At 67.3% G+C, this 25,697-nt stretch carries 28 protein-coding genes; 12 read left to right on the forward strand and 16 right to left on the reverse strand.

The genetic code is table 11. The features are described 5' to 3' along the window. Positions 1-83: 83 nt before the first annotated feature. A complete protein-coding gene (locus AB4Y72_RS11935; protein ID WP_441426367.1) occupies positions 84-947 on the reverse strand; it encodes a general stress protein in 864 nt (287 codons plus the stop codon). Positions 948-1,023: 76 nt separating this feature from the next. Between AB4Y72_RS11935 and AB4Y72_RS11940 the strand changes: the two genes are divergently transcribed. From AB4Y72_RS11940 to AB4Y72_RS11950, 3 genes are read left to right on the forward strand one after another with little or no spacing between them, the layout of a single operon-like run. Then, positions 1,024-2,307, forward strand: coding sequence for a magnesium transporter MgtE N-terminal domain-containing protein (locus tag AB4Y72_RS11940; protein WP_441426368.1), 1,284 nt, complete (start codon positions 1,024-1,026; stop codon positions 2,305-2,307). Next, entirely contained in the window at positions 2,300-3,073 is a 774-nt protein-coding gene (locus AB4Y72_RS11945) for a DUF1003 domain-containing protein (protein WP_441426369.1), read from the forward strand. The genes AB4Y72_RS11940 and AB4Y72_RS11945 overlap by 8 nt, the downstream gene beginning before the upstream one ends. Positions 3,074-3,084: 11 nt before the next feature. Beyond that, positions 3,085-4,257 carry an Mrp/NBP35 family ATP-binding protein gene (locus AB4Y72_RS11950; protein ID WP_441426370.1) on the forward strand — a complete coding sequence of 391 codons (1,173 nt, stop codon included), beginning with the start codon at positions 3,085-3,087 and terminating at the stop codon, positions 4,255-4,257. Between the two features lie 61 nt (positions 4,258-4,318). Here the strand turns inward: AB4Y72_RS11950 and AB4Y72_RS11955 are convergent, their stop codons facing one another. The 3 genes from AB4Y72_RS11955 to sigE form a co-directional block, all read right to left on the reverse strand. Further along, the gene (locus AB4Y72_RS11955; RefSeq protein WP_441426371.1) at positions 4,319-4,711 is read right to left on the reverse strand and encodes a twin-arginine translocase TatA/TatE family subunit; all 393 of its coding nucleotides are present in this window, start codon (positions 4,709-4,711) and stop codon (positions 4,319-4,321) included. A gap of 81 nt (positions 4,712-4,792) precedes the next feature. Beyond that, positions 4,793-5,902 (reverse strand): hypothetical protein, encoded by a 1,110-nt coding sequence (locus AB4Y72_RS11960; RefSeq protein WP_441426372.1) that lies wholly within the window; start codon positions 5,900-5,902, stop codon positions 4,793-4,795. A gap of 8 nt (positions 5,903-5,910) precedes the next feature. Continuing rightward, positions 5,911-6,564, reverse strand: a complete 654-nt coding sequence (gene sigE, locus AB4Y72_RS11965; RefSeq protein ID WP_441426373.1) for an RNA polymerase sigma factor SigE — start codon at positions 6,562-6,564, stop codon at positions 5,911-5,913. 301 nt (positions 6,565-6,865) lie between these two features. Between sigE and AB4Y72_RS11970 the strand changes: the two genes are divergently transcribed. Further along, positions 6,866-7,939, forward strand: a complete 1,074-nt coding sequence (locus tag AB4Y72_RS11970) for a DNA polymerase IV (RefSeq protein WP_441426374.1) — start codon at positions 6,866-6,868, stop codon at positions 7,937-7,939. Positions 7,940-8,059: 120 nt separating this feature from the next. Further along, on the forward strand, positions 8,060-8,692 hold the full coding sequence (locus tag AB4Y72_RS11975; RefSeq protein ID WP_223980034.1) for an O-methyltransferase: 633 nt from the start codon (positions 8,060-8,062) through the stop codon (positions 8,690-8,692). A gap of 78 nt (positions 8,693-8,770) precedes the next feature. Here the strand turns inward: AB4Y72_RS11975 and AB4Y72_RS11980 are convergent, their stop codons facing one another. The 4 genes from AB4Y72_RS11980 to AB4Y72_RS11995 all read right to left on the reverse strand — a co-directional run bounded on the left by AB4Y72_RS11980 (position 8,771) and on the right by AB4Y72_RS11995 (position 11,705). Next, the gene (locus tag AB4Y72_RS11980; RefSeq protein ID WP_079550332.1) at positions 8,771-8,938 is read right to left on the reverse strand and encodes a DUF3117 domain-containing protein; all 168 of its coding nucleotides are present in this window, start codon (positions 8,936-8,938) and stop codon (positions 8,771-8,773) included. Positions 8,939-9,226: 288 nt separating this feature from the next. Continuing rightward, on the reverse strand, positions 9,227-10,573 hold the full coding sequence (locus AB4Y72_RS11985; protein WP_441426375.1) for a hypothetical protein: 1,347 nt from the start codon (positions 10,571-10,573) through the stop codon (positions 9,227-9,229). Continuing rightward, on the reverse strand, positions 10,570-10,926 hold the full coding sequence (locus AB4Y72_RS11990) for a DivIVA domain-containing protein (protein WP_441426376.1): 357 nt from the start codon (positions 10,924-10,926) through the stop codon (positions 10,570-10,572). The genes AB4Y72_RS11985 and AB4Y72_RS11990 overlap by 4 nt, the downstream gene beginning before the upstream one ends. Before the next feature lie 35 nt (positions 10,927-10,961). Beyond that, on the reverse strand, positions 10,962-11,705 hold the full coding sequence (locus AB4Y72_RS11995) for a TIGR00730 family Rossman fold protein (protein ID WP_441426417.1): 744 nt from the start codon (positions 11,703-11,705) through the stop codon (positions 10,962-10,964). A 385-nt stretch (positions 11,706-12,090) separates the two neighbouring features. On the opposite strand from AB4Y72_RS11995, the gene AB4Y72_RS12000 reads away from it, so the two are divergent. The 4 genes from AB4Y72_RS12000 to AB4Y72_RS12015 all read left to right on the forward strand — a co-directional run bounded on the left by AB4Y72_RS12000 (position 12,091) and on the right by AB4Y72_RS12015 (position 15,372). Continuing rightward, a complete protein-coding gene (locus AB4Y72_RS12000; protein WP_223980038.1) occupies positions 12,091-12,846 on the forward strand; it encodes an amino acid ABC transporter ATP-binding protein in 756 nt (251 codons plus the stop codon). Positions 12,847-12,904: 58 nt separating this feature from the next. Further along, entirely contained in the window at positions 12,905-13,789 is an 885-nt protein-coding gene (locus AB4Y72_RS12005) for a glutamate ABC transporter substrate-binding protein (protein WP_441426377.1), read from the forward strand. A 99-nt stretch (positions 13,790-13,888) separates the two neighbouring features. Further along, positions 13,889-14,539 (forward strand): amino acid ABC transporter permease, encoded by a 651-nt coding sequence (locus AB4Y72_RS12010; RefSeq protein ID WP_441426378.1) that lies wholly within the window; start codon positions 13,889-13,891, stop codon positions 14,537-14,539. Beyond that, complete coding sequence (locus tag AB4Y72_RS12015) at positions 14,536-15,372, forward strand: amino acid ABC transporter permease (protein WP_441426379.1); 837 nt, start codon at positions 14,536-14,538, stop codon at positions 15,370-15,372. The genes AB4Y72_RS12010 and AB4Y72_RS12015 overlap by 4 nt, the downstream gene beginning before the upstream one ends. A gap of 124 nt (positions 15,373-15,496) precedes the next feature. Here AB4Y72_RS12015 and dapE read toward each other — a convergent pair whose 3' ends face one another. Further along, entirely contained in the window at positions 15,497-16,651 is a 1,155-nt protein-coding gene (gene dapE, locus AB4Y72_RS12020) for a succinyl-diaminopimelate desuccinylase (protein WP_441426380.1), read from the reverse strand. Between the two features lie 79 nt (positions 16,652-16,730). Here dapE and dapD point away from each other — a divergent pair, with 79 nt between their 5' ends. Then, on the forward strand, positions 16,731-17,741 hold the full coding sequence (dapD, locus tag AB4Y72_RS12025; RefSeq protein ID WP_441426381.1) for a 2,3,4,5-tetrahydropyridine-2,6-dicarboxylate N-succinyltransferase: 1,011 nt from the start codon (positions 16,731-16,733) through the stop codon (positions 17,739-17,741). 124 nt (positions 17,742-17,865) lie between these two features. Then, on the forward strand, positions 17,866-18,717 hold the full coding sequence (locus tag AB4Y72_RS12030) for a hypothetical protein (RefSeq protein WP_441426382.1): 852 nt from the start codon (positions 17,866-17,868) through the stop codon (positions 18,715-18,717). Positions 18,718-18,820: 103 nt separating this feature from the next. Here AB4Y72_RS12030 and AB4Y72_RS12035 read toward each other — a convergent pair whose 3' ends face one another. The 5 genes from AB4Y72_RS12035 to fdxA all read right to left on the reverse strand — a co-directional run bounded on the left by AB4Y72_RS12035 (position 18,821) and on the right by fdxA (position 23,359). Beyond that, positions 18,821-19,432, reverse strand: a complete 612-nt coding sequence (locus AB4Y72_RS12035; RefSeq protein WP_441426383.1) for a hypothetical protein — start codon at positions 19,430-19,432, stop codon at positions 18,821-18,823. Between the two features lie 58 nt (positions 19,433-19,490). Beyond that, a complete protein-coding gene (locus tag AB4Y72_RS12040) occupies positions 19,491-20,165 on the reverse strand; it encodes a TetR/AcrR family transcriptional regulator (RefSeq protein ID WP_441426384.1) in 675 nt (224 codons plus the stop codon). A gap of 194 nt (positions 20,166-20,359) precedes the next feature. Continuing rightward, positions 20,360-21,643, reverse strand: coding sequence for a citrate synthase (locus tag AB4Y72_RS12045; protein WP_120950926.1), 1,284 nt, complete (start codon positions 21,641-21,643; stop codon positions 20,360-20,362). Between the two features lie 228 nt (positions 21,644-21,871). Then, positions 21,872-23,020 carry a succinyldiaminopimelate transaminase gene (gene dapC / locus AB4Y72_RS12050; protein ID WP_441426385.1) on the reverse strand — a complete coding sequence of 383 codons (1,149 nt, stop codon included), beginning with the start codon at positions 23,018-23,020 and terminating at the stop codon, positions 21,872-21,874. Positions 23,021-23,032: 12 nt separating this feature from the next. Further along, positions 23,033-23,359, reverse strand: a complete 327-nt coding sequence (gene fdxA, locus AB4Y72_RS12055; protein ID WP_441426386.1) for a ferredoxin — start codon at positions 23,357-23,359, stop codon at positions 23,033-23,035. Positions 23,360-23,509: 150 nt separating this feature from the next. On the opposite strand from fdxA, the gene AB4Y72_RS12060 reads away from it, so the two are divergent. Next, positions 23,510-23,761, forward strand: a complete 252-nt coding sequence (locus tag AB4Y72_RS12060) for a putative acetyltransferase (protein WP_441426387.1) — start codon at positions 23,510-23,512, stop codon at positions 23,759-23,761. A gap of 323 nt (positions 23,762-24,084) precedes the next feature. On the opposite strand, the gene AB4Y72_RS12065 is transcribed toward AB4Y72_RS12060, so the two are convergent. After that, complete coding sequence (locus AB4Y72_RS12065) at positions 24,085-24,894, reverse strand: type IV toxin-antitoxin system AbiEi family antitoxin domain-containing protein (RefSeq protein ID WP_441426388.1); 810 nt, start codon at positions 24,892-24,894, stop codon at positions 24,085-24,087. Between the two features lie 462 nt (positions 24,895-25,356). Further along, entirely contained in the window at positions 25,357-25,620 is a 264-nt protein-coding gene (locus AB4Y72_RS12070) for a hypothetical protein (RefSeq protein WP_441426389.1), read from the reverse strand. Positions 25,621-25,697 lie beyond the last annotated feature (77 nt).

Consider the following 25,697-nt stretch of genomic DNA (forward strand, 5'->3'; position numbering starts at 1 on the left):
ATTTTTGCTGCGTCACTTTTTGCTGCGTCACTCAGTCAGCGTGACTCAGTCAGCGTGACTCAGTGCTGCCGGTGCGCCGCTAATCAGTGCTGCTGGCCGTCCTGGCCCGGCGCCTGCTTGTCGGCGTCCGTGACCCTGACCCCGTACTGGGGGCGGCCGTCCGGGAGGTCCGGATATGTCACTCCTGAGACGCGGCCGGCCGGGCGGGGCGCCTCTTCCTCCGTGCCGGGCGCCGCTGCGGCGTGGGCCGGGGCCTCGCCCTGCTGGGGGCGGCCGCCCTGATACGGGCCCTCCGGTCCGCTGCCGGCTTCGGGGTTCCTCTGGCCGTACGGGTCATTCCAGCCTGCGGGGCGCTGGGGTACATGGCCGGGCTGCTGGGGTTCCTGGTGCCGGTAGTCGTGCTGCTGGTAGCCGGCCGCGGCGGCGCCGGTCGCGTCATGCGGTGTCATCGGCAGCTGGTGCAGCAGGCGCCGGGCTTCGCCTGCGGCCTCGAAGGAGACCACGACGTCGTAGTTGGTCGCCACCACCTGGCTGGTAGAGGTGAAGTCACGCTTGCCGCGCTGCATCGCGTAGGTGACGATGCCGAACAGCATGAAGAACGCTGCACCCATCAGCACGGACGTCACAATCGAGAAGTACCCGGGGGTCGTGGAGAAGAAGGACAGCATGACACCAACGAACAGGCCGAACCACATTCCGCTGAGCGCGCCCGACAGGGCGACGCGCGGGTAGGTGAGCCTCCCGGTTACCCGCTCCACCATCTTCAGATCGTTGCCCACGATCGACACCATTTGCACGGGGAACTGCTGGTCAGCCAGATAGTCCACCGCCTTCTGGGCATCCAGGTAGGAGTTGTACGAACCGACGACGTCGCCCCGCGGGACAGCGCGGGCTTCGTCCGGGCCATTGGGGGCACCGGCCCTGGGAGCACCAAAAATGTTAGACATACGCCCATTCTCACCCATCAGACTGGTGTGTGGCTGGAAATTCAGCTAAAAGAGAGCAGACCGGTAGCCTGTATGAGTGAGCACAAATGTATCGCGGGTATTTGTCGCGCGCCTCCTCGGACTGGATGTCTTCGACCCGTTGGGCGACCGTCTGGGCCGATTGCGCGATGTCGTGGTGCTCTCCCGCGGGACCAGGGGCGCCCCGCACGTGGTGGGCATCGTCGTCGAAGTTCCCGGCAAGAAGCGCGTGTTCGTGCCCATGACGCGGATTACCTCCATCGACCAGACGCAGGTCATTTGCACCGGCCTGGTCAATCTGCGCCGGTTCGAACAGCGCGGGGCGGAAACCCTCGTGGTGGCTGAGATGTTCGACCGCCGGGTGACCCTCGCGGACGGCAGCGGCGATGCGACCATCGAGGACATTGCCATGGACCGGCACCGCTCCGGCGACTGGTTCGTCAGCAAGCTCTTCGTCCGCCGCGGCCACTCCCTGTCCCCGCTCAGCCGACTGCGCCGCAACGAAACCCTCATCATCGACTGGGCCGATGCCCTGCAAGGCGCCAAGACCGAGCCCCAGGCCGCCACCCAGTTCGTGGCCACGCACGAGGACCTCAAGCCCGCCGACTTCGCCGAAGCTCTCCAGGAAATGAGCGACAAACGCCGCTTCGAGGTCGCCAGCGAGCTGCAGGACGAACGGCTCGCGGATGTCCTGCAGGAGATGCGCGAAGGCGACCAGGTGGAAATCCTCTCCGCCCTGGACGTCAACCGCGCCGCCGACGTCCTTGAGGAAATGGATCCGGACGACGCCGCGGACCTCCTCGCCGAACTCCCCAGCGCGCAGGCTGAAGAACTCCTTCAGCTGATGGAACCTGAAGGCGCGGAGGACGTCCGCCGCCTGCTGGAATACGACGAGGACACCGCCGGAGGCCTGATGACGCCGGTCCCGGTGATCCTTCCCCCGGAGGCAACCGTCGCCGAGGCCCTGGCGCATGTCCGCCGGGAAGAGCTCTCCCCGGCCCTCGCGTCGTCCATCTTCGTCGCCCGGCCCCCGCTTGAGACGCCCACCGGGCGCTTCCTCGGCGTCGTCCATATCCAGCAGCTGCTGCGCTACCCGCCGCCCGAACCGCTGGGCAACCTCGTGGATAAGAGCCTGGAACCGGTCTCCGACCAGGCCCACATCAGCGAGGTGGCCCGGGCGCTGGCCACCTACAACCTCAATTCCCTCCCGGTGGTCAACGACGACGGACGGCTTGTGGGGGCCGTGACCGTTGATGACGTGCTTGATCACCTGTTGCCGGACGACTGGCGCGCCCACGATGACGACGCCCCGATAAGGAAACTCGGAGGCCGCATTGGCTGAAACCACAACCCCACGGGGCTCCGTTACCCGCCCGGGAGCCAAGGCCTCAGGCGCCCTCGACACGCCGTTGAGCGCCCGCCAGCGGTTCCTGCCCCAGCTCCGTCCGGACCCGGACGCCTTCGGCCACGCAACGGAAGGCTTCGCCCGGTTCATGGGCACGCCCCAGTTCCTGCTGTACATGACCGTGTTCTGTGTGTTCTGGCTGGGCTGGAATACCTGGGCTCCAGTGGAATGGCAGTTCGATTCCCGGGCACTGGGCTTCACGCTGCTGACCCTCATGCTGTCCCTGCAGGCTTCCTACGCCGCCCCGCTGCTGCTGCTCGCGCAGAACCGCCAGGACGACCGGGACAAGGTCTCGCTCCAGCAGGACCGCCAGCGCGCCGAACGGAACCTCTCCGACACCGAGTACCTCACCCGGGAACTGGCGTCCCTGCGCATCGCGCTGCGCGAGGTCGCCACCCGCGACTACGTCCGTGCCGAGCTGCGCAGCCTGCTGGAGGACATGCTGGAGGCCCAGGAGGAACTGCGCACCCACGATCCTTCCGCCGGCGTCCACGAGACACCGCGGGACAAAGTCAAGGAAAAGATGAAGGAGCGGCGCGATAAACAGCGCAGCCCCCGCACCCAGCAGATCCCCCGGGTCAAGGCCGGCGGCAAGCGGGACGGGCAGCCGGAGAAGCCGACGGCGAACCCGACGCCGAACCCTGACCGGGCAGATACGGACCCGGCCCGCCTGCCCGCGCACCGCACCTTCCCCGAGAGCTGAGCGTCGCCCGCATGAGCGCCCCGTTGAACCGCACCCCGCCTGAACACACCCCGCCGGAGCACACCTCGCTGGAGCACGCGGTGCACTCGGCCCTTGCCACCGTGATCGACCCCGAGCTCCGCCGTCCCATTACCGAGCTCGGCATGGTGGAGTCCGTGGAGATCTCCGACGGCGGCCGCGTGCGGATTGTGGTCCTGCTGACCATCGCCGGGTGCCCGCTGCGCGGCACCATCACGGCGGACACCGAGGCGGCCCTGTCTGCCGTCCCGGGCGTCACCGGCGTCGAGGTTGACCTGAAGGTCATGACCCAGGCGCAGCGTGACGCGCTGAAGGAGCAGCTGCGCGGTGCGGGCACCCAGCGCGGCATCCCGTTCAACGAGCCAGGCTCGCTCACCCGGGTCTACGCCGTCGCAAGCGGCAAGGGCGGCGTGGGGAAGTCGTCGGTGACGGTCAATCTGGCGTGCGCCCTGGCGGCCCAGGGGCTCCGTGTGGGGATCGTGGACGCGGATGTCTACGGGTTCTCCGTTCCGGCGCTCATGGGCATCACCCAGTCGCCCACAAGGGTGGACGACATGATCCTGCCGCCGGTGGCTTACGGGGTCAAGGTCATCTCAATCGGCATGTTCGTCACCGGGAACCAGCCGGTGGCCTGGCGCGGGCCGATGCTACACCGTGCGCTGGAGCAGTTCCTCACGGACGTCTACTTCGGTGACCTCGATGCCCTCTTCCTGGACCTGCCCCCCGGTACCGGCGACATCGCGATCTCCGTCGCGCAGCTGCTGCCCAAGGCGCAGATCCTGGTCGTGACCACTCCGCAGGCGGCCGCGGCGGATGTTGCCGAGCGGGCCGGCGCGATCGCCACCCAGACCGGCCAGACCGTGGCCGGCGTCGTGGAGAACATGTCCTATCTTGAACTGCCCGACGGCGACAGGATGGAACTGTTCGGCAGCGGCGGTGGCGCCGTGCTCGCCGAGCGCCTCTCCGCCACCGTGGGTGAGGACGTTCCCCTGCTGGGGCAGATTCCCCTCGAAGTCCTGCTCCGTGAGGGCGGGGATGCCGGGGTGCCGCTGGTGCTGGGCCGGCCGGAAACCCCGGCGGCGGTGGCCCTGGCCGGGATCGCCGGGAAACTGACGTCGGTTCCCCGGGGGCTCTCGGGCATTTCGCTCGGCCTGCAGCCCCGCTGACCGGGGCAGCACCTTAAGCGCCGCGGACGCGGGGCAGCCTGCGCGGGGCGCCGGCGACGGCCTAGGTGGCCTCGGAGTCGAAGGGTGCCGGCTCGCCTTCGGGCAGGCGCTCGACGGCGCGCACCGGGCGCTGCTCTGCGACGGCCGTGGCGGCAGCCGTCGCCACTGTTGCGGGCGCTCCGGAGCTCACCGGTTTGGTGTCATCGTCCAGGAGGGCTTCCTTGATGATCCGCCGGGGATCGTACTGGCGGGGATCGTACTTCCTCCAGTCGACGTCATCGATATCGATGCCGACCTCTTCTTTGATCTGTTCCCGCGCACCGGACGCCATCCGGCGCACTTCCTTGACGATATTGGCAAGTTTCTGGGTGTATTCGGGCAGCCGGCTGGGACCAATCACCAGAAGGCCGATGATCAGCAGAAGTAAGAACTCCGGTCCATTGATTCCAAGCACTTTAGGAAGATTACCCTCTCACTCGGGTTGGCAACGATTTCGCGGAGGCAGGGTGCCGGCGACGTCGGGCGGATCGTTGCCTCACGGGGCCAGGTGCTCCAGGATGCGGCTCAGTCCGCGCTCAATCCGCTCCGGAATGCCGTCGCGTACTGCCGGGGCCGGAGCCGGGCTGTTGAGGCGGGCCAGGGCGGCGGCGCCGTCGTTGGCCTGCCCGGCCGGCAGATCCGAAATGTACGTGTAGGTGCCTGCGGCACTCTGGTAAATGGCTCGGTACGGCGGGGCCGGATTGATCCAGAGCGCACCGCTCCGGGATCCCGGCACCGATGACAGCAGCGCGGCCGGGGCGGGGGTGAAGCCGTCGGCCACCGCACGGTGACCGGTCAGCACGTTGAGGGGCGAAGCATCGGACCGGGCCGGCGGTGTGCCGTGGCCCTGCCCCTGGGACGCGTGCTGTTCAAGGACCGTGGCGAAGCGCGAGCCGTCCGTGAGCCGAAGTTCCAGGACCGTGTCCCCGGACATACTGCCGGTGCGGGCCCAGATGAGGTGGAACCCAAGGTCCCGCAGTTCCGGACATGTCCATCCCTGCGCACGGAGCGCGGCAAGCTGGCCGGCGCTCAATGCCCCGGCGGGGGTGATGCCGGGCTCCTCGCCGGGGCCCAACCCGATGCGGGGCGCATCGGCGTCCCCGGAGACACCGGCGCTGCCGGCTCCCCCGGTGCCGGGCGCTTCGCCCGCGCCGAGAAACTCACTAGCGTCGAGGGGTTCGGCGGTGCCCGCGCGTGCGAGGGCGGACCCGTCGGCGCCGCCGGCGGGGATGCCGGCGTCGCCACCCATGAAGTAGGCGGTGGCGGCCATGAGGGCGAGCGCGGCGACGGCCCCCGCTCCGGCCAGGACGGGCCGGCGCGGGCCGGCGCGGTGGCTTCCCTGAGGCCGGGCCGCCGCGGCCGGTCCGTCGGCAAGCTGCTCAGTCCGGGCGAGAAGCCGCGCGGTCAGGTCCTCGCTGGCCTCGGGCACGGCGGCGCCACGGAGGCGCTCAAGGTACTGTCGTTCGCGTTGCTGCCGGGCGCGGCACTCAGCACACGACGCCACATGGTCGTGGCGGGCGGCGGCCGAAAACCGGGTGGCGCCGCGGCCCCGGCTGCCGGAGAACCGGCAGCCGGAACTTCCCAGCAAGCGTTTGAGCAGACCCATTGACCGCTTCAGAGGAGGCCGGCGATGCGCGGCATCTTGAGCCGCGGCTTGAGGGACTGCTTGGCCGGCTGCGCCGGTCGGGGGTCACGGTGCGCAAGCTTTTCGCGCAGCATCGTCCGGCCCCGGTGGATCCGGGACCTGACGGTGCCGAGCTTGATATCCAGCGCGGCGGCCACTTCGTCGTAGGACAGCCCCTCGAGATCGCACAGCACGACGGCGGCGCGGAAGTCCGGGGGCAGCTCTTCGAGCGCGGCCTGAACATCGAGGTCGAGGTTGTTGAACTCGAAACTTTGCTCCGGGCCGGGTTCCCGGCCGGGAAGGCGCGATTCGGCGTCGTCGGACAGGGCGTCGAAACGGATTCTGTTCTTGCGCCGCGCCTGGTCCAGGAACAGGTTGGTGGTGATCCGGTGCAGCCAGCCGTCCAGCGTGCCGGGCTTGAAGTTCTCCAGCGAACGGAAGACCCGGACGAACACTTCCTGGGTGAGGTCCTCGGCGTCGTACTTGTTTCCGGTCAACCGGTACGCAAGGCGGTAGACCTTGGCGGAGTGGTTCGTCACCACTTCCTCCCAGGTCGGCCGGACCCATTCGGCCTCCGTCACGGCGCCGGACTGGCCGGACGGATCAGTTGCCTCAGTTGCCGGGACAGGTGTCAGAACCGACATCGTCCGCTCCCCTCATGGATGGTACCTACGCTCGAAATGGTGCCTGCTCGCGCAGGTTCCTACACCCTTTATTCGACGCCGATCACCACGCGGATGAGCGGACTCCCATCATGTCAAAATAAGCTGTGAATTTCCTGACGTGCCGCCACCTTCAGCCCAAGGCGCAACCCCCTGTCGCGGCCGCCGCGTGTTCTGTTCAGCGTTCGGTTCAGCGCTCGGTTCAGCGTTCGGTTGCGGGCCCCCGTGCCAACCTCGGTGGAGACCCGATGCCTGCCGGGGATGTTTAGGGCACACTGGTGGCGTGAGTGGAATCCGGTGGGTGCTGCACGTCGATCTCGACCAGTTCATCGCGGCGGTGGAAGTGCTCCGGCGGCCGGAGCTTGCCGGCAAACCGATCATTGTCGGCGGCCGGGGCGACCCCGCCGAACGGGCTGTGGTGTCGACCGCATCCTACGAGGCCAGGGCGTTCGGCGTGGGTTCCGGAATGCCCCTACGCATTGCGGCCCGGAAAGTGCCCGACGCCGTGATCCTGCCCGTCGATCAAGAGGCCTACCTCGCGGCGTCTGACACGGTGATGGCGACCCTGCGCGCGCAGCCCGGCGCCACCGTGCAGGTGCTTGGGTGGGATGAAGCCTTTGTAGGCACGGAGACAGAGAACCCGGAGGCCTACGCCCGGCAGGTGCAGGCCGCCGTCCTGGAGCGGACGCAGCTGCATTGCAGCGTGGGCATCGGCGACACCCTGGTCCGGGCCAAGGTCGCCACCGGTTTCGGCAAGCCGGCGGGCGTCTTCCGTCTCACGGCGGGGAACTGGCTGGACGTCATGGGCAGTCGGCCCACCAAGGAGCTGTGGGGCGTCGGAACAAAAGTGGCTGGCCGGCTGGCCAAACTCGGCATCAACACAGTCGCCGAGCTCGCCGCGGCCGACCCCCAAGACCTGGTCCCGGAGTTCGGCCCCCGGATCGGTCCCTGGTACGCGGAGCTCGGACGCGGGGACGGCGCCAGCGTTGTGGACGACACCCCGTGGGTTGCCCGCGGGCACAGCCGGGAGACCACCTTCCAGCGCGACCTGACCGACCCTGCCCAGGTGGACGAGGCCGTGAGAGAGCTGACAGCGCGAGTCCTTGAAGACGTCGTGGCCGAAGGACGGCCCGTGGTGGGGCTGACCCTCAAGGTTCGGTACGCGCCGTTCGTCACCAAGACCCACGCGCGGAAAGTTCCCGAGACATTCGACCGGAGCGAAATCCTTGCGCGGGCTTTGGACCTCGCAGCCGGCATCGAGCCGGGCCGCCCGATCCGGCTCCTGGGCCTGCGGGCCGAAATGACAATGCCCGACGATGCCCGGAAGGGACATACGCCGACGCGCGGTGGCTGGTAACGGCGTCGCCACTGGCCTGCAACGACGCAGCGGCCACGGCACTGCCGCCTCCGTGTCCCGTCCCGCCGGACACAGTACGCTGTAGTGAACACTCCCCTGCCGCCCAGAAAGCGATATCCCATGAGCGCCGATAAGTCCACGAGCTGGTCCTATGCAGAAGATCTGCCTGCCGAGGATGAGGTCCTGTTGCACGCGCGCGAACGGTCTTTCGAGCTTGGCGTGACGCCGATCGGCCCCGGGGTGGGTGCCGTGCTGACGGTGTTGGCGGCAGCATCCAAGGCGCAGACCGCGGTGGAGATCGGCACCGGGGCCGGCGTGTCCGGCGTGTGCATCCTGCGCGGGCTGGGTCCGCAGGCCGTCCTGACCACCATCGACGTCGACGTCGAACACCTCAAGGCGGCCCGCGAAGCGTTCCATGAAGCGGGCAGCCCCGCCAACCGCACCCGCACCATTTCGGGCCGGGCCGGCGATGTCCTGCCCCGCCTGACGGACGGGGCGTACGACCTGGTGTTTATTGATGCCGACAAACCGAACTACCCCAGCTACGTGGAACAGGCCGTCCGGCTCCTGAAGTCCGGCGGCCTGCTGATTGTCAATGACGCCCTCGACAAGGACCGGGTGGCGAACCCGGCAGCCAGGGACGCCACTACGGTGGTGCTCCGCCAGATCGGCAAGTCCATCCGCGACGACGACCGCCTCGCCTCCGCCATGCTGCCCACCGGCGACGGCCTGCTGATCGCCGTAAAAAAGTAGGCAGTGCCGACAGAAAAGGACGGGGTCCGCAGCCTGGTGGCTGGGACCCCGCCCTTTTGCGAAGCTCTTGGCGTGAAGCTATTCGGTGACGCCGACGAGGCATTCCTTGAGGTTTGTCGCCTCAGCGGCGTTGAGCTCGACTACGAGTCGACCCCCGCCTTCGAGCGGAACACGCATGATCAAGCTTCGTCCCTCTTTCGTCACTTCCATAGGGCCGTCGCCGGTGCGTGGTTTCATTGCCGCCATAAGGAATATCCCCTCCATTAGTCCCTGACATACCAGCCCGGCCGGGCTGCGTCCGCTTGGTCAATCAGGCCGTCCGGCGGTGCTCCAGGAGCCCGCCATGACAGACCGCTCACACATATGCTCAATGTGCATATAGGCAGTCTGCGTATAGTCAGCGTGCCCATAGTCAGTGTGCTTCTTGTCCTTGCTTATCCTCTATTATCGCGTAACAATGCGCCCGGAGCTAATCGTTGGACTTTCCCGCGCGCCCCGCAAAGCCGGGGCAGCGCCGCAAAATGGTGTTGCGCGTCACGGCGGATAGTCCCCTCCGCCAGGCAGCGGCGCCCACGCCCACAGCCACACAATCCAGACGATCTGCAGCAGCACAAACATGACCACCACGGCCCCGCGGTAAGCCCGGGAGCGCGAGATGAGTGCAGCGCTCAGGGCGAGCGGGAACAACGGCAACAGCATCCTGAACGTGCTTGTCTGGGGCTGAAGGAAGACCAGCAGGTACCCCATGTAGCAGCAGCACCAGAGACGCAGCTCGGTGCCCAGTGCGACCACGGGCCGGGACATCATCAGCAGGGTGAACGCGGCAAAGAACACAAACGGCGCCAGCACCCCGAGCGTCGGCCCGAACAGCATGATGCCGGTGTCGAACCACGGCTTGAAGGGCACCAGGTCACCGCCGCGCCACGCGGTTTCGGTCTTGGTGTAGGCGCCGGGATCGCCCGTCGCGGCCCAGGCGATGGCCGGCCACAGCAGCGCGCCGATCCCGCTGACGGCGGTGAGCCCGGCCAGGGACCAGAGCTGGGGGTTGCTGTGGACCGGACCGGCGCCGGGGTCCTCCATGGTGGGGCTCCCCGTTGCGATGCCCTCAGTTGAGCTGCCCTGCGCCGCGTGCCGCTTGGAGGTGACCCGCTGCCAGGCCCGGTAGAGGAACAGCAGCCCCGTCATCACGGCGAACGGAACGCCGGTGGGCCTGGAAAGGCACATCAGGACCACCACGGGCATGGCCCACAGGTACCGGCGCTCCATGACGAGGAGAAGCGCGGCGCCGATCAGCAGCAGGTTCAGGGATTCGGCGTAAGGCACCTGGAGCACGGGTGCCACAGGAAAGGCCGCCACGAACACGGTCCCCCAGAGCGCCGTTCGGTGGGTGGCCCGGTGGCGGAAAATCTTGTAGGCCACGAGGACCGCGGCGAGCCCCGAGATCAGCGCGATCGCCGTCAGCGACCACGCCGGACCGGTGCCTGTGACGCCGGAAACCACCCGGCCCAGGACGGGAAACAGCGGGTAAAAGGCCCACGTGTTCTCCCGCACGGTTCCCGCAGGGTCGGTCGGCAGGAGCGCCGGATACCCCGTCTGGAGCGCGTCGGCGTACCATCGGGCGTCCCAGATATTGATGAAGTTCCAGTAATCCGGTTGGGCGGGAAACCACGGATTCACGCCCTGGTGCAGGGCGGCCGCCATGAAGATGCAGGCACTGACCAACCGGGCCACCGTGTACAGACCCGCCACCTGGGCCCACCACGGCCACCGCGACATCCGGGCGCCCGCGGCAGCGATGCGGCTCCACACCGCCGCGTTCAGCCCCAGCGGTGCCCGGGCCTCAAGCCCCGCGTCGGTCTCCGGGTCGTCCACGTGGCTCACGGACGCTGTTCCGTCGGCGGACGAAGGCGTTCCAGTTCCTCCCCGAGTGCCTCGATTTTTTGATCCTTCGCGACGATCTGGTCCCGCAGGTCATCGAGGACCTGGTCCACCTGGTCCATGCGGTAGCCGCGGAGCCCGACGGCGAAGCGGAGACGGTCGATGTCCGCCGCGGCCGCGCGCTCGGGCAGCAGGACCGGCGGCAGGGAGGCGACCGGCTCGCCGAAGCCGTCCGCAAGGGGGACGCCGGCACCGCCGTTCCGGCCCCGGCGGAAAATTTTCGGCACCAGGCCGGTACCCAGGAGGACGGCGACGCCGATCAGCACAATCGCCAGGAAAACCAGGAAGAGACTCACTAGACCATCGTGCCAGACGCCGGCGGCCGGATGCTTCAGCCGCGCGTTCGGTTGCCGTCCCCGTTGGTGTTCCCGTTCGTGTTCCCGTTCGTGGTGCCGCCGTTCGGGTTCCGGTGGCGGGCGGCCCCTTCAACGATGAGCTCGACGGCCAGGCCGGCGTCGTCCACCACCTGCACGAGGTCGAGGTCGACTTCGGAGACCATCCCCTCGGCGACGAGCGTGTCCCGGACCCATTCGAGCATCGGGGTCCAGAATGCGGTTCCCACCAGCACGATCGGGAAGGACGTGACCTTGCGGGTCTGGACCAGGACCATGGCTTCGAAGAGCTCGTCCAGGGTGCCGAGGCCGCCGGGGAGCACAATGAAGCCCTGGGCGTACTTGACGAACATGGTCTTGCGGGCGAAGAAGTACCGGAAGTTGATTCCCAGATCCACCCACTGGTTCATGCCCTGTTCAAAGGGCAATTCGATCCCGAGCCCCACCGAGAGGCCATTGCCCTGCACTGCGCCTTTGTTCGCGGCCTCCATGGAACCGGGACCGCCGCCCGTGATCACTGCCAGCCCGGCCTCGGCCAGTTTGCGCCCGACCTCGACGCCGAGCTCGTAGTTCACGCTTCCGGGCACCGTGCGGGCAGAGCCGAAGACGCTGACCGCCGGACCGAGATCGGCGAGGGCGCCGAAGCCTTCCACGAACTCGCTCTGGATCCGCAGGACCCGCCAGGGATCGGTGTGGACAAACTGGCCGGGCCCCTTGGTGTCCAGCAATGTCTGGTCCGACATGGTGACCCTGGCAGCCTTGCGGCGCAGCTCGAGCGGGCCCTTGTGGCGGATCCCGTTGGGGCCCGGGGTGGGGCGGGACTCCCGGGCCGGCTTCCCGGCGGGGTTCTGTTCCGGGTTCTGTTCGGGGTTTTGCTCGGGGCCGTGCTGTGGATCGGTACTCATGCCCATAGGCTAGCGCGGAACTCCGCCGTGGCCGCGTCGGCGCGACGGTGCCGACGCGCCGACGGGCGCCGCCGGGGCCCCCGAAACGGGGGCCAGCGAGAGGCGGCCGAGAGCCCGGCAACGCCCGCGGGCGCACCTGACGTGCAGGTATCTCTTGAATCACGATCTGCGCCAAAGAAGGTGATTGCGGTCATACGGCGTCAATCTTCGCTAGATTCGTACTATGACTACTCAAGTGCCCGGCGATGCGCTCGTCTCCCTGAAGGCCGTGAACAAGCATTACGGCCAGCTGCACGTCCTGAAGGACATCAATCTGAATGTCCGCAAGGGTGAGGTCGTTGTTGTCATCGGACCCTCCGGATCCGGCAAGTCAACTCTGTGCCGCGCCATCAACCGCCTGGAAACGATCGACGACGGCGACATCAGGATCGACGGCAAGGAACTGCCCGCGGAGGGCAAGGAACTGGCGAAGCTGCGCGCCGACGTCGGCATGGTCTTCCAGTCCTTCAACCTTTTCGCCCACAAGACCATCCTGGAAAACGTCACGCTCGGCCCGATCAAGGTCAAGGGCGTTTCCAAGGCCGAGGCCGACAAAGAGGCCATGGCGCTGCTGGAACGCGTCGGCGTCGGGCATCAGGCCCCCAAACTTCCGGCCCAGCTCTCCGGCGGCCAGCAGCAGCGCGTTGCCATTGCCCGCGCCCTGGCCATGAAGCCCAAGGTGATGCTCTTCGATGAGCCCACGTCTGCCCTGGACCCGGAAATGATCAACGAGGTCCTGGACGTCATGGTCCAGCTCGCCAAGGAGGGCATGACCATGATTGTGGTCACCCACGAGATGGGCTTCGCCCGCAAGGCCGCCGATCGCGTCGTGTTCATGGCCGATGGCCAGATCGTCGAGGACGCAACCCCCGAGGAATTCTTCACCAACCCCAAGAGCAGCCGGGCCAAGGATTTCCTGTCCAAGCTGCTCACGCACTAAGTCCTGACGAGTTCGCACTCTGGCCGCCGGTTGGCGGCCGTCCAATGAAAGGAATGTCATGAAGGCATTTTTGACCCGAAGGAAATCCCTTCTGGTTGCCGCATCCGCAGCACTGGCGCTCAGCCTGAGCGCCTGTGGCGGTAGCTCCTCCACGACCACCAACCCGCCGGTAGCCGAGAAGCCGAGCTTTGCCGCCGATTCCACCATGGCCAAGCTTTCCTCGGCGGGAAAGATCACCATCGGCACCAAGTTCGACCAGCCGCTCTTCGGCCAGAAAGGCCTCGACGGCAAGCCGGTCGGCTTCGACGTCGAAATCGGCAAGCTGATTGCCGCCAAGCTGGGCATCCCCGCCGACAAGATCGACTGGGTTGAAACGGTCTCCGCCAACCGCGAGGAATTCCTCAAGCAGGGCAAGGTGGACATGATCGTCGCCACCTACACGATCAACGACAAGCGCAAGACCCAGGTTGACTTCGCCGGCCCGTACTACGAGGCTGGACAGGCCCTCATGGTGAACAAGGACAACAACTCCATCACCAAGCCCGAGGACCTTAAGGGCAAGAACGTCTGCTCCGTGACCGGGTCCACGCCGGCCCAGACGATCGTCGAAAAGTACGGAGCAGTCCTGGTTCCGGCCGCGACCTACTCCGCCTGCCTTGAGCCGCTGCGGAACCATCAGGTTGAAGCGGTCACCACTGACAACGTCATCCTGGCCGGTTTTGTGTCCAAGGAGCCGGATGCGTTCAAGCTCGCCTCGGACCAGACCTTCACCAAAGAGCCCTACGGCATCGGCCTGAAGAAGGACGACAAGACCTTCCGCATGTGGATCAATGACCAGCTGGAGGCCTTCGCCAAGGACGGGTCCTACAAGAAGGCCTGGGATGCCACCGCAGGCACCGTCATCAAGACCGCGCCCGCACTTCCCACGATCGACCGCTACTAGCCGGCTGTGGCGGCTGCCGGGCCTGCGGATCTTCCGCAGCCCGGCGGCCGCCACACCCGTCTTCCGCCTGAAATCCCCTCAACGCAGCTGAAGGAACTTATGGACGTCATCATTGAAAACCTCCCCCAGTATTGGGACGGTTTTCTCCGAACCCTCTTCCTCTCCCTGGTCTCGGGGATTATCGCCTTGATCTTCGGCACGGTGCTCGCGGCGGCCCGCGTCTCACCTATCGCCGCGCTGCGCGGCTTCAGCATGGTGTACGTCGAGATCGTCCGGAACACCCCGCTGACCATCGCCTTCTTCTTCGCTGCCGTGGTGTTGCCCCGCCTCGGCATCACGTTCCAGCAGTTCGAGGTCGCCGCCATCATTGCCCTGAGCGCCTACACCTCGGCCTTCATCGCCGAGGCCGTGCGCTCCGGCGTCAACAGTGTCCCCGTGGGCCAGGCGGAGGCCGCCCGCAGCATCGGCATGAAGTTCAGCCAGGTGCTCTCCCTCATCATCCTGCCGCAGGCCCTGCGCACCGTGATCCCGCCGCTGATCAACATTCTGATCGCCCTGGTCAAGAACTCCTCGGTGGCCGGCGCGTTTTACGTGCTGGAACTGTTCGGCTACGGCAAGCAGCTGGCCAACGCCAACGGCGACGCCGTCGTGTGGGTCCTGGTCGGCGTCGCATTCTTCTACCTGCTGATAACCATCCCGCTTGGCTACCTCGCCAACGTCGTTGAACGAAAGGTGGCAATCGCGCGATGAGCTCTGTTCTCTACGACGTCCCCGGCCCCAAAGCCCGCCGGGTTTCACTGATCGGCTCCATCATCGGCGTCATCGTGATCGGCGGACTTCTCGTCCTCGCGGTCATGACCCTCGCCCAGCAAGGGATCTTCGACGCCACCCGCTGGGCCGTCTTCCAGATTCCCGATGTCTGGGTGCTGATCGGCAACGGCATCGGCGCCACGCTCGCCGCCGCGGCCGTGGCGGCCGTGATCGCCTTCCCGCTGGGCCTGCTCCTGTGCCTGATGCGCATCTCGGACAACACCTGGATCCGGGTGCCCACCAGGATTGTGCTGGAATTCCTGCGCGGCATGCCGGTGGTGCTCATGATGCTGTTCGTGCTGCTTGTCTTCGCCACCAGCTCGTTCATCGCCGTGGTCGCCGGCCTGGTCCTGTACAACTCGGCAATTTTTGCGGAGATCATCCGCGCCGGCCTCCAGTCCCTGCCCAAAGGCCAGCGTGAGGCGGGCCTGGCGATCGGCCTCACCAGTTCCCAGTCGCGGCTGACCATCGAGCTGCCGCAGGCGATCCGGCGCATGTTGCCCTCCCTCGTCGCGCAGCTCGTGGTACTGCTGAAGGACACCTCGCTCGGCTACATCGTGGCCTACGGCGAGCTGCTCCGGGCCGTGCAGGTCATGGCCGACTTCCTCGGCCCGCAGTACCTGTTCCCGGTGTTCTTCGTGGCTGCGGCCATCTACATCGCGATCGACCTGGCTGTCTCCCGCCTGGCCATCTGGCTTGAGCGGCGCGGCTCCAAGCGGGCCGCCGGCGGCGTGGCGCACGTGCCCGTCGCCGGAATCCCGGCGGCCAAGTAACACGCCGCTCCACCCGCAAAAGGGTCCGGAACCTCTCAGAGGTTCCGGACCCTTTGTGCGTTGCTGGCCATGCGTTGCGCGGCGTGTCTTGCGTTGAGTGTCGCGTGCTGTTTGCTGTGCGCGGTTAGCCGCCGAGCCAGGTCCGCAGCGCCCGCAGGCATTCCCGGATCGCGTCCGCCTCGACGTGTTCGTTGTCCTTGTGCGCCAGCAGCGCATCGCCGGGCCCGAAGTTCACCGCGGGGATGCCCAGTTCGCTGAACCGCGCGACGTCGGTCCAGCCGTACTTGGGCTTCGGTTCCGCGCCCACGGCGGCCACGAATGACGCGGCGGCGGGGTGGTTGAGTCCCGGCCGCGCTCCGGCCGCGCTGTCTGTGCGCACGACGTCGAACCCGTGCAGCAGTTCGCGCACGACCGCCTCGGCCCCGTCCGGGGTCTTATCCGGCGCGAAGCGGTAGTTGATTTCCACGACGCACTTGTCCGGAATGACATTCCCGGCCGTGCCGCCGTGAATCTTCACGGCGTTGAGACTTTCGCGGTAGTCCAGGCCGTCCACCGTCACGGTCTGCGCTTCATACGCCGCCAGCCGGGCCAGGATCGGGGCCGCAGCGTGGATGGCGTTGCTGCCCATCCAGGCCCGGGCCGAGTGGGCGGCCTCCCCGTTCGTGGTCACCTCGAACCGGCTGGTGCCGTTGCAGCCGCCTTCCACCGTCCCGTCGGTCGGTTCGAGCAGGATCGCGAAGTCCCCGCCGAGGAGCGCCCCGTGGTTGCGCACCAGCCTGCCCAGGCCGCTCTTCACGGCCTCGACTTCCTCGTGGTCATAGAAGACGAACGTGACGTCCTTGTCCGGCTCCGCCCCGCCGTCGAACATGGTGGCCGCCAGCGCCAGCTGCACGGCGACGCCGCCCTTCATGTCGGTGGCGCCGCGGCCGTAAAGGATGCCCTGCCCCGGCGCGCCGGAGGGCCAGTAGGCGGGGACGGTCCCGAGCGAGCCCTCGGTCATGGGCAGCGGCACCGTGTCCAGGTGGCCGGCCAGGATGACACGCTCGGCGCGGCCGAGGTTGGTGCGGGCGATGATCGAATCGCCGTCGCGGACCAGCTCCAGCTGCGGGAGCAGACGGAGGGCCTGCTCCACGGCGTCGGCCAGCATCTTTTCATTACCGGAGACGCTGTTGATGTCGATCAGGGCGGCGGTCAGCAGGGCGACGTCCTGGCGGAGGTCCAGGTGGACGGCAGTCCGTACCGGGAGGCTGGCGGGGGTGTGGGGGTTCGAGGCGGTCACCGTCCCACCATATCCGTTCCCCCTCCCGTGCGCCGTCATGAGTTTCAACGCGCATGGGCCCTCTCGTTAGACTGGGCGCATGACTGAGACTGCTGCTTCCGCCGTGCCCACTGACGCCCGTTCTGCCTACGGCTTTGGAGTGGCCACCGTATCCACCCGCAACGGTGAAGCCACCGTGCTGGACGTATGGTTTCCGGCTCCGGCGCTCGGCGTAGCGGCGCAGAACCTGCGTGACGTGGAGAACGCTGACCAGTCGCTGATCGACATCGCCGCCACCGGCGCGGACCCGGACCGGGGCACCGAGCAGAAGGTGGTCTTCGCCCAGATCCACCTGGACGAAGCACCCGCGGACACGGCGGACGCCTACCTTCGCCTGCACCTGCTCTCCCACCGGCTCGTCCAGCCCAACACCATCAACCTGGACGGGATCTTCGGCAAGCTCCCCAACGTGGTCTGGACGAACTTCGGCCCGGCGGCGGTGGAGGACTTCGAACTCACCCGGGCACGCCTGCGCAAGCGCGGCGCGGTCACCGTCCTCGGCGTGGACAAGTTCCCCCGCATGGTGGACTACGTGGTGCCCTCCGGGGTCCGGATCGCCGACGCCGACCGGGTACGGCTTGGCGCCCACCTGGCCGAGGGCACCACGGTCATGCACGAGGGCTTCGTGAACTTCAATGCCGGAACGCTTGGCACCTCGATGGTCGAAGGCCGGATCTCGGCCGGCGTCGTCGCCGGTGACGGCTCCGACGTCGGCGGCGGGGCCTCGATCATGGGCACCCTCTCCGGCGGCGGCAAGGAGAAGATCGCCATCGGCGAGCGGGTCCTCCTCGGCGCCAACTCCGGCGTGGGCATCAGCCTGGGCGATGACTCCGTCGTGGAGGCCGGCCTCTACGTCACCGCCGGCACGCGCGTCCGGGTCATCAGCCCGCGGGATGCCGAAGGCGAAGACACCAGCCGGGTGGTCAAGGCCGTTGAGCTTTCAGGCGTCCCGAATCTGCTCTTCCGCCGCAACTCCTCCACCGGCACCGTCGAAGCGCTCCCCCGCAAGGGCCAGACCGTTGAGCTCAACGCGGACCTGCACGCCAACTGATCGCACCCCGGCTGGTACGGTATGGCGGGCGGCGCAGGCCGTTCCGTCTGGCCTGCCCTGTTGATGAAGCAGCCGAAGACGCAGTCAATGACGCAGCCCGCTGGGGCCTGAGGGAGTAATTTTCGTGGCACGACGAGGGAGCTGGCGGCGCCGGATCGTCCTTCTGCTGACCCTTGCGCTGGTGGCGGGTGGGATCTACACCGCCGTGGCGTTCCTGCAGCGCTCGGAAACGCTGGTCACCGAGCGCTGCACGGCCGCCGGCAGCGGCGGGGACGATCTCGCCACCGACCAGGCCGCCAATGCCTCCCTCATCACGGCAGTGGCTGTTCGCCGCGGGCTTCCTGCCCGGGCCGCCAGCATCGCGCTGGCCACCTCCATGCAGGAATCCAAGCTGCGCAACATCGGCCACGGGGACCAGGCGGGTCCAGACTCGCGCGGGCTGTTCCAGCAGCGGCCCTCCCAGGGCTGGGGCACGATGGCAGAGGTGATGGACCCGTACCACGCCAGCAATGCGTTCTACGATGCGCTCGTTGGGATCGCGGGCTACCAGTCATTGGACATCACCGACGCCGCACAGCGGGTCCAGCACTCGGCGTACCCGGGCGCCTATGCCCAGCATGAGGGGATGGCCCGCGCGTTTGCCTCCGCCCTGAGCGGGCAGACGGCCGCCGGCCTCGATTGCTCATTGCGGTCCCCCGATACCGCCGGGAACCCGGCCGTTGTCGCGAAACAGCTCACCGCGGCGCTCGGCCATGTCGGAACGTCGGCCGCGGGCAGGACACTGATCGTGGACGCCGAAGGCACCGAGGCCTGGGCTGTGGGGCAGTGGGCCGTGGCAAATGCCAAGGCGCTCTCCATCACCAGCGTCGAGGTCGACGGCCAGGCCTGGAACCGGCAGTCCCGCGACGGCTGGCAGCCGGCCCAGGTCCCCGCCGGGCAGGTCAAGGTCACTGTCGCCGGCGCGCCCGGGACGTAGCGGCAGACAGCGCCGCGTGGTCATCTACAGCCCATCCCAGGCGGCAACATTGGCCGTAGGTGGCCCCGCGTTGCACTGCTTGCCGCCCGGGCGCCGTGAGGGCTCAGACGAGAAGGTCGACCACGGGCTGGACGTAGCTGCGGAAAAGTTCGGGCTGGGACAACAGCTCGTGGCTCATGATGATCTTGTCGGGTTCGAGGTACCACGCCCGCGGCTCCGCCAGCGGCAGTTCGATGATCGTCAGGCTGAAATCCCTGGCCGCACGGCCCACTTCAAGCAGCCGGTCCTCCACCATGTCGGCTAGGAGTTCGTTGTTGCCGTTGGCCTCACGCTCCGCTTCCAGGGCCACGTATTCCGCGCGACGTTCCCGGGCCCACGTCAGCGCGGCGCCGAAGTGCGCTTGCAGGACGCGCCTGAGCGCCGGTGAGTTGCTGAAGGTGCCGAAGCCCGGAGGAGAAAGCTCGGGCGACATTTCCGGGTACGCCTTCAGCAGCTGCTCCCACCATGCCTCCCACTCGGTCTTGAGTGCGGCGGGTCCGCCGGCCTCGGCGATCAGGTGCGCATGGTCCGCCGCGCGGATCTTCGGCGCCGCGTGACACAGCGCCGGATGGCCCGCGGAGTCCAGACCGACGGCGTCACGAACATAAAGGGCAATGAGCATGGGACCAGAGGTATCCATGGTGATCCGCCAGCCAGGTCCGCCGGTGTGGTGCATCCAATTGCCTCCCTTGGCAAGACGTACTATCTCAGTCTATTCCTGTTGTTATCGCACGTTAACGGCTGGCGGCGGTGCTCAACATCCGGCGATTCAAGCCTTCAAGATGGGCTTCCAGCACATCGTTGCACATCTGGGCTGTCATCCATTCCGGCTGAAGAAGGGCGTGCATCGTCAGCCCGTCCAAGACTGCCAGCAGCAGCTCAGCTTCCGTGACCAGCACCTGCTGGTCGACGCCGGCACCAGCAGCGCCGGCACCAGCAGCGAGCCCGGACGCGGTGCCGGCGAGGCCCAAAATGAGTCCTCCGACGACTGCAGCCACGGCGCGGTGGCTGCGGTCGGCTTCCGCGGTCAGGAACGGCTTTGTCCGGGCGGCATTCTTGAAGGCCATCCAGACACAGGCGTCCACCGCCCGGTCCTCGTCCAGCGGAAGAAATTCCCCCAGCAGGGCCACGACGGCGCTGTGGTGCTCCGCCGCTCCCGGCGGCAGGTCCGCCAGCCGGGACTCCGCCGCCGTCAGACGGCCGCTGATCCGGTCCACGGCGACGGCGAAAGCGTGGGACAACAGCTCGTCGCTGCTGGCAAAATAGTGCCGCACCGAACCGACGGCCAGCTGCGCTTCATCGGCGACTTCCCGCAGGGAAGCCCGCTCAAGACCATCCGTGGCGATGATTCTGAACACCGCGTCAACTATTTCCTGGCGCCGGATTACGGCGTCGACAAATTTAGGCACTGGTCTTTTTTAGCACGTCCGTGTCGCTCCCGCCCGGGGGCGCACCGGCGCCCGCGGGCGGGTGCCGCGGGTCACAGCACTGCGGCGCCGCCCGGGCATGGCGCTGGCCGCGCACCTCAAAGGTGCGCGGCCGGCGTCGGACGTGCCATGCGTCGTTGGTGCCGCAGACGGCAGGTGGCGAGGCGCCTGCCGCTCTACAGGGCCGGGTAGTTGCGCTCCGGTTCGCCTACGTACAGCTGGCGCGGCCGGCCGATCTTGGTGTTGGGGTCGCTGATCATCTCGCGCCACTGGGCGATCCAGCCCGGCAGGCGTCCGATGGCGAACAGCACGGTGAACATCTTTTCGGGGAAGCCCATGGCCTTGTAGATCAGGCCGGTGTAGAAGTCCACGTTGGGGTAGAGCTTGCGCTGGATGAAGTAGTCGTCGCCCAGGGCCTTCTCTTCAAGGCGCATGGCAATGTCCAGGAGCTCGTCGTTGCCGCCGAGCTTGCTGAGCACCTCGTGGGCCGTGGCCTTGATGATCTTGGCGCGGGGGTCGTAGTTCTTGTAGACCCGGTGCCCGAAGCCCATGAGCCGGACGCCGTCTTCCTTGTTCTTGACCTTCTCCATGTAGTCCTCCGGCTTGATGCCGTCGGCCTGGATCTGGCGCAGCATCTTCAGGACAGCCTCGTTGGCGCCGCCGTGGGCGGGCCCGAAGAGGGCGTTGATGCCGGCGGAGACGGACGCGAACAGGTTGGCGTTGGACGAGCCGACCAGCCGGACCGTGGACGTGGAACAGTTCTGCTCGTGGTCCGCGTGCAGGATCAGCAGCAGGTCCAGGGCCTTGGCGACCACCGGGTCCACCTCGTACTGCTCGGCCGGCAGGCCGAAGCTGAGGCGCAGGAAGTTCTCCACCAGGTTCATCGAGTTGTCCGGGTACAGCATGGGCTGGCCGATCGACTTCTTGTGGGCGTAGGCGGCGATGACCGGCATCTTGGCCATCAGGCGGATGGTGGACACCTCAACCTGCTCGGCGTTGAACGGATCCAGCGAGTCCTGGTAGAACGTCGAGAGCGCGGACACGGCCGAGGACAGCACCGGCATCGGGTGCGCATCACGGGGGAAGCCGCTGAAGAAGCCCTTGAGCTCCTCGTGCAGGAGGGTGTGGTGGCGGATCCGCTGGTCGAAGGACTCCAGCTCCGTGGGGGTCGGCAGGTTGCCGTAGATAAGCAGGTAGGAGACTTCCAGGAAGCTCGAGTGCTGGGCCAGCTGCTCGATCGGGTAGCCGCGGTAGCGCAGGATGCCGGCGTCACCGTCGATGTAGGTGATGGCCGAGGTGGTGGCCGCGGTGTTCATGAAACCGGGGTCGAAGGCGACGGCGCCGGTCTGCTTCAGCAGCTTGGAAACGTCGTAGCCTTCGTTTCCTTCTACAACCTTGATGCGCGGGAGTTCGAGCTCGCCGCCGGCATGGCGCAGGGTTGCGCTGGTGGTTTCAGTCATGGAGTCTCCTCATGAGGCATCGGGGCCTCTGTCGAAAGCTGGTCCAACATCTGGTGAAGCTGCCCGCGGATCCTGTGCGGACAGGATTTCCAAAGGCTGCGCTGCCTTCTTGTGGAAAGCCACCATTGATCGTCAGTTAAAAAGTACCTTCACTTCGCGGGTGGCACTAATCCGGGAGTCGCTCAGAACGCCGAAAACGCGCCACATGTGGCACGGGTCACAGCATTGTTACGCTCCCGTGGCCAGCCGCGCCACGGCGGCGTCGATCCGCTCGTCAGTTGCTGTCAGCGCCACGCGGACGAACCCGTTGCCGGCGTCGCCGTAGAACACCCCTGGGCCGACGACGATTCCGCGGTCCGCGAGCCGGCCAACGGTGTCCCACGTGGCCTCGCCGGCGGTGGCCCACAGATAAAGACCCGCCCGGGACTCGTGGATCGTCAGGCCAAAGCCCTCCAGCGCGGGCACGATCCGTTCCCGCCGGCCCCGGTAGAGGTCTTTCTGCGCCAGGACGTGGGCGTCGTCGCCGAGCCCGACGCGCATGGCCTCCTGGACCGGATAGGGCACGATCATGCCGGCGTGCTTGCGGCTGTTGATCAGATTCGCCATGATCGCCGGATCGCCGGCGATGAACGCCGCCCGGTAGCCGGCCACGTTGGACTGTTTGCTGAGCGAGTAGACGGCAAGCAGCCCCTCGTGGGAGCCTTCCGCGACCCGGGGGTCCAGGATGCTGGGGACCGGGGCGCCGCCGCGCTGGACGTCCCACTCCCCCCAGCCGAGTTCGGCGTAGCACTCGTCGGACGCGACGACGGCGCCAATCTCGCGCGCCTGCCGGACGATCCGCCGCAGCGAGGCGATGTCCCGCACGCTGCCGGTGGGGTTGGCCGGTGAATTCACCCAGATGAGGCGCACGCGGGACCGGGTCCCGGCGTCGAGCTCGTCAAGGTCGTCGGCCGCGACCTGCTCCGCACCGGCGAAAGTCGCGCCGATGTCGTAGGTGGGGTACGCGACCGTGGGGCGGACAACGACGTCGCCCGCCTTCAGGCCGAGCAGGAACGGCAGCCACGCGACGAGTTCCTTGGACCCCACCGTGGGCATCACATTCTGCGGATCCAGCCCGGGCACGCCGCGCCGGCGCGCAAACCAGCCGGCGATGGCTTCCCGCAGCGCCGGTGTCCCGTGGACCGTGGGATAGCCGGGGGCGTCAGCGGCGGCGCGCAGCGCGTCCTGGATGAGGGCCGGTGTCGGGTCCACCGGGGTTCCGATGGAAAGGTTGACGGTTCCCGCCTCGTGCCGAGCTGCCGTGGCGAGATACGGCGCCATGGCCTCCCACGGGTAGTCGGGCAGGCTCAGGCCGAAAGTGCGCACCGCGGATGTCACCGTAGCGCCGTCCTAGTTGTCTTGGTTCTGCGGCGGCAGGGCAGAGATCATCGGGTGATCGGTGTGGGTGTTGCCGATCTTCGCGGCGCCGCCCGGGGAGCCGAGTTCGTCGAAGAACTCGACGTTGGCCTTGTAGTAGTCGGCCCATTCCTCGGGGGTGTCGTCCTCGTAGTAGATCGCCTCCACGGGGCAGACCGGCTCGCAGGCACCGCAGTCCACGCACTCGTCCGGGTGGATGTACAGGGAGCGTTCACCCTCGTAAATGCAGTCGACGGGGCACTCTTCAATACATGCCTTATCTTTGACATCTACACACGGCTGCGCGATTACGTACGTCACGTCCCTGGCCTCTCCACGTTGTTTCCGGCGTTCCGACCGGATGATCTCCCGACCTGAGCGCCGGGCTGCTGACTTCCGAGCCTATTATCTCCCAGCCTGTTCCCGCGAACCTAGCGGGACGTCATACGGCCCGCGTCTTACGATGATCTGATGAGCTCGCCATTGCCCTTGCCCCAGCAGTTCCTCTCCGGCGCCCCGCTCGGCACACGGGTTGTGGTCCGGTACCGGATCGACGGCGGCCTCACGGATGCGCTCGGCGAGCTCGTGCAGCGCACCGACGGCACGTGCACCGTCCGCACCCGCCGCTCCGACGTCGTCATTGCGCTGCCCCTCGTCGTGGCGGCCAAGGAAGTCCCCCCGCCCCCGCCCCGCCACGCCCCGCGGGTGCCGGATCGCCCGTAACCGATGACGTGGGTGCCCGGAGGGGCTGGCCACCCTCCCCGAAGGGACATGTCCTCCCCGCGGCCCGAGCAATGGACATGTCCTCCCGGATCGCCCGCAACCGATGGACATGTCCTCCCTTGGTCGCCCGCGACGGACATTTCAGCAGCATGTCCATCAGCGACGGCCAGCGCGGGACATGTCCACTCGTAGATCGACGCCGCAAGGAACATGTCCAACGGTGAATGGGCGCGGCAAGGCTCGGGGCCAGTTACGGCAAGGTCATTCGAAGGCGCGCGTTGCAAGAGCGCGAACGGGAGAAACCACGTCCCGGCGCAGTGCATCTAAGCGGCAGAAGACAGCCTGCTCAGAGTTTCCCGGACCAGGGTGATGAATTCCTCGGGGTGGTCCCTGAGGAGCTGGTAGCTCACAATCAGTGTCGGGATTCCCCTACGCGTTGTGACGTTCCAGCGCCTCCGGTCTTCCTCGAAGCTCGCCTTGTCCATGTGGAACCCGGCGCCGTCCGTCTCTATGCCGAGACGGCCATCGACCATCAGATCCAGATGACCCATGCCCGGAACGTTGACCTGTGATTCGACATGGAAGCCGGCACGCCGCAGGAGAAAACGTGCCAGGCACTCGATCACCGACTGCGACTGCGGGACAATCGCCGACACGATCCGGCGTTCCCGAGCGTCGTTCCTCCCGTCGAACCGCCGGCGCAAGGAAGCCATGTCGAGTCCCTTAAGCACGACGGCGGACTCGGCGATGATGAGTCCTTCCGGTTCCGGCAGGCAGCGCAGGCATTGAACGACGCTGTCCAGGAGCGTCGGCGGCGTGGAGGACCTGTGACAGACGAAGCCCTGATAGCTGCGGCTGTGAGTGAGGGCCACGTGCGGCTGGGCCGGTGCTTCGAGAACCCACAACCCGCCGAAATGGGCAGCGGTAACGCAAGCCGGCTCTGCCGGAAGCGAGCGTATGGAGATCAGCTGCGCGTCGGCACCGGGCAAGGCATAGACCCCGCGGGCCACGCGGGACACGGCGCCCGCAGACATCGCTGACTTGAGCTGGAAATCCGAGACCCCCGCCGCCGCGATGTGTTTGGCGCGCGCGACGCCGTCGTGCTTGGAGAGCACCTCGATGATGTTGGCCATTCACCTATGGTGGAGTCCTCCGCGGCGTCCGGGTAGTCAGGTCCCGCGCTATGTGGAGAACTCGAGGACCGCCGGCCAGGACTGCCAAACCGGGCCCCGGTAAATGAGCATGTCCCCCGGAGCAGCCGGCCATTTCCACGGTGAAGGCTGGACATGTCCACGGGTGACCACGGGACATGTCCCTTGCTGCCGCCGCGGGCCGGACATAATGCCATTGTGCCCACTCCAGGGGTCAAAGAATGAGCATGTCCCCCCGGAGCCCCAGAAGCAGCCGGCCATGCCCACGGTGAAGGCTGGACATGTCCACGGGTGACCACGGGACATGTCCCTGGCTGCCGCCGCGAGCCGGACATAATGCCATTGTGCCCACTCGCGGGGCCAAAGAATGAGCATGTCCCCCGGATCGCCCGACCCGCAGGGTACACGGGCTGCCCAGCCCCCGCTGTGCAGGGCAGCGCGGGTCTATGCGGCCGGCAGTCGGTACCGTCGGCACCAGACGAGCATGGCCAGGGTCATGCCGCCTATGCCGAAGACCCAGATATTGCCCGCGGCGTCGCCGATGACCAGGCGCTTGCCCGTTTCGAGCGTGGACCACCAGCCGGTCAGCGCGTAGCAAAGGACCCCGCAGACCGCCGTCGGAATAACGGACCGGAACGCCGCCCCGAGCCACACTTCGGCGGAGCCCAGCAGGAGCAGGGCCGCGGCCGCCCCCCATGGAATCTGCACACCGCCCATAATCAGGCCTTGCCGGTGCAGGGCAGTGCCGGCCAGGGCAACAAAAAGAGCTACCGGCACGGCGGCGG

It is taken from the genome of Arthrobacter sp. YAF34 (assembly GCF_052113245.1).
Classification (GTDB): domain Bacteria; phylum Actinomycetota; class Actinomycetes; order Actinomycetales; family Micrococcaceae; genus Arthrobacter.